The 3,122-nt window shown below is 59.8% G+C and carries 2 protein-coding genes; both read right to left on the reverse strand.

The features are described from left to right. Positions 1-477: 477 nt before the first annotated feature. Positions 478-2,472 carry a radical SAM protein gene (locus VEK15_25660; GenBank protein ID HXV64112.1) on the reverse strand — a complete coding sequence of 665 codons (1,995 nt, stop codon included), beginning with the start codon at positions 2,470-2,472 and terminating at the stop codon, positions 478-480. Between the two features lie 84 nt (positions 2,473-2,556). Next, positions 2,557-2,904: a BON domain-containing protein gene (locus VEK15_25665; GenBank protein ID HXV64113.1), complete on the reverse strand. Its 348-nt coding sequence runs from the start codon at positions 2,902-2,904 to the stop codon at positions 2,557-2,559. Positions 2,905-3,122 lie beyond the last annotated feature (218 nt).

A 3,122-nucleotide genomic window follows, 5' to 3' on the forward strand; every position in this document is an offset into this window, starting at 1 on the left:
GACGCCGAGAAACGATCCGAAAATGCCGACGATGACGTTGGACAGGATTCCCATCTGGCCGTTGGCCTTCATCACGATGCTCGCCAGCCAGCCGACGATGCCCCCGATGATGAGCGTAATGAATAGATTTGTCGATGCTAAATCCATGATTTCCTCCTGGCGTGCGCCAACCCCTCGTCGATATTCAACTCGGTTGTCGAAGCCGCCGATTGATTGCTACTGCAAGAGCCGAGCCCATCCCTTCGGAAACGTCCTGTTTTCTCCTACGTTGATGCGGCGGCGAGGCTTAAACGTCAGAGGCAAACCGGGTGGGGTGCGCACGAGAAGACCGGGGAAGTCCCCTTTCTACAAAGTGCGGCCATTCGCCGCCCCAGAGGTGGAAGCACGGTACGAAACTGAAGACGTGGCTGGTTTATTTGCGAATCCGGCTCGACCAAGGGCGTCTCTAGTGGAGTTGGTCGACCTCGAGCTCAAACTCTACCCACGCGCCTGACGGGACAGATTTGGAGGTTCCCGAGTGACGAGGGCTGAAAAGAACTCCGCCGCCAGGAGACCTTCGCGAAGCCCGTTCAACACGATGCGGTCCACACGCAAGAGAGCATCGATGCGCCCCTCGCGCAACCGACGCCGGATGTCGATCCAAAACTGGGCGAGCTCCCTGCGGCTTCCCGAGAGCGTGCTCGCATGAAGGGAAGCGGTACCCTCGAGCATCAGCCTGAGGCGCGAGGGAATTTCCACCGACGGCAAGTGCGACCTGGCCCGCGCGTAAGCCTGTTGAAGCTCCCGGAGCCGGAGGTTGCGCCGGAGCTCTTTCCTCATGCGGGAGAGCTCCGCGAGAACGCGACGTTCGGTCTCACCGCGCTTGCGAGTTTGGAGCCATAGCTCCTCCATTTCGAGCATCAAGCGCAAAGCGTCGCGAAGGTATCGATGAATCTCGTATAAACGCCGACGCGCATGCGCCAACCGACCTTCCAGCGGGAACGTCGTTCTCCTGCTTTTTCGGTCCTTCAGCGGGAAGAATCCGGTGATCATCGGGTGCGCACCCTCGTTGAGCGCCGAGTTCTTGTACCAGAGGAAATTCAGAAAGATGTCCCAATAGTTGTCGGGGTGGGCGCGAGAGAGCACCGCCTTCATGTTGTCGAAGCTATAGAAGCTCCGCCAGGCGTCGAGGTAGGCGCGTGTCCATGCACCGTCCGTGAGGTTTGGGTGGGGCATGGCTTCATGGAAGGAGTCGAACACGTTGAAGTCGGTGCTCATGGGGGCGTCCGCTTCCACCATCTCTTTGTGGTCGCGCGAGCCGGGAAGAGGGGTCAGCATGAAAAACGACGCGCGGTGGGGTTGCACGTCCTTCATCAGCCGTTCGACGTCTCCGCGCACGCTCTCCTCGGTGTCGTGGGGAAAGCCGATGATGTATCCAACGTGCGTGCTAACGCGTCGATCGTGCCAAGCCCGGATCAGGTTCTTGTAGTCGTCCACATGGTTCTGCGTCTTGCCGGCGGCCTTGAGGTTCTTGGAGTTGATGCTCTCCATTCCGATGAAGACGTTGCGGCAACCGGCCCGGGCGGCCTTCTCTACGAAGCGCGGGATCTTGTACGAGAGGACGTCCACTTGAATCATGAACTTGATCGGAATGCCTTCGGCGCGCAGCGCGATGAGCTCATCGAAGACTCCCTCCCAGGCCGGATTGCGGGCAAAGTCGTCGTCCGTGAAGAAGTAGAAGTCGACCCCCGACTGCCGATAGTTCAGGCGGATCGTTTCCGCCACACAGGCCGGCGATCGGTTTCGACTCGTGCGCCCCTGCACGTTGATGATGGTGCAGAAAGAGCAGTTGAAAGGACAGCCACGGCTGCAATCGATGGTGCCGAAGTTGGACGAGACGAACTTGCTCAGGTAGCGCTTGTGGATGAGCGGGCGCGGGGCATTGGCGAGATCCGGAAGATCATTGACGAACCGGTAAATGGGCTTCAGGCGATCCCCCCAGGCGTCGCGAAGCAGGTCGGCCCATCGATCTTCGACCTCGCCAGCGACGACGCTCACGCCGACGTCGAGGAGCTCCTGGATCTCGGGCGACACCGTGGAGAACAGCGATAGGGTGCCGCTCACGTGGAAGCCGCCGATGAGAACGGGTACTCCTTCGCGTCGCAGCGCTAAAGCGATGTCCGTCGCACGACAGAACTGGTTCGTCTGAACTCCCACCAGTGAGACAACGACCCGGTCTCCGGATCTCTGGTTCAGCCGGATAATTCTTCGCACCGGGACCTTTTGAACCGCTTCATCGATGAGATGCACCGTGAAGTCGACGTGCTCGAGGAACCCCCTCTGGCGCACATCCTCGGTGAGGCCGTGGAGGCAAGCAAGGGTGTTGCTCGGGAGCACGCCGCGCCAGTGGCGTACGACGTAGCCCTCGTCGTCGTACTTCGACGGTTTGACGAGGAACAGGTGAAAACGCGACCCTCTAGCAGCACGCGTCATGACAGCCTCCTTCCGATTGCTGCGTCCTCGACGCCATCTGCCACTAGGGCATGCAGCGAACCTCGCCGCTCATCGCGAAGAAGACTACCGCCGCACCACGAGCTTGGAATCGACGCTCTTGACGCCATCCACCGACCTCGCCAGGCTCACAGCCTGGTCTTCTTCCGCCGCATTCCGAACCGTCCCGCTCAGTGTGACCTTCCCGTCGGTGGTATCCACGTTGATTTTCATCGCAGACACCACCGGATCGTCGGCCATCCTCATCTTGATCGCCGCGGTGATGCTCGCATCCGTGGCCGCATCACCCACCTGCTGAGTGGCTTCCTTGGCGCCCGCTCCTACGGCAATGCCGGTATTCTTCGTCGCCGTACAACCCGACGCCAGGAAAGCAGCGAGACAGATGAAGGGGATCGAGAACCGTAATTTATTCATGTATTGGTTTCCTTTGTTTGTTTCCTATCAATATCCATCTCCGTCGTCGGGCCCTTTCGCCTGTTCCGGCTAATCGTTGTCTTTGTCAGACGGGCCCGACATCGGTTCGGAAAGCAAGCGCCGTGCCAGTAAGCCGCTCGGGTGGAAGGCCGCGCCGATTCTCGCGATGCCGTGTTGGTCCTTCTCTTCGATGGCGGTCAGAAACGGAGATGATAGTA

Source organism: Vicinamibacteria bacterium (assembly GCA_035620555.1).
Lineage (GTDB): Bacteria > Acidobacteriota > Vicinamibacteria > Marinacidobacterales > SMYC01 > DASPGQ01.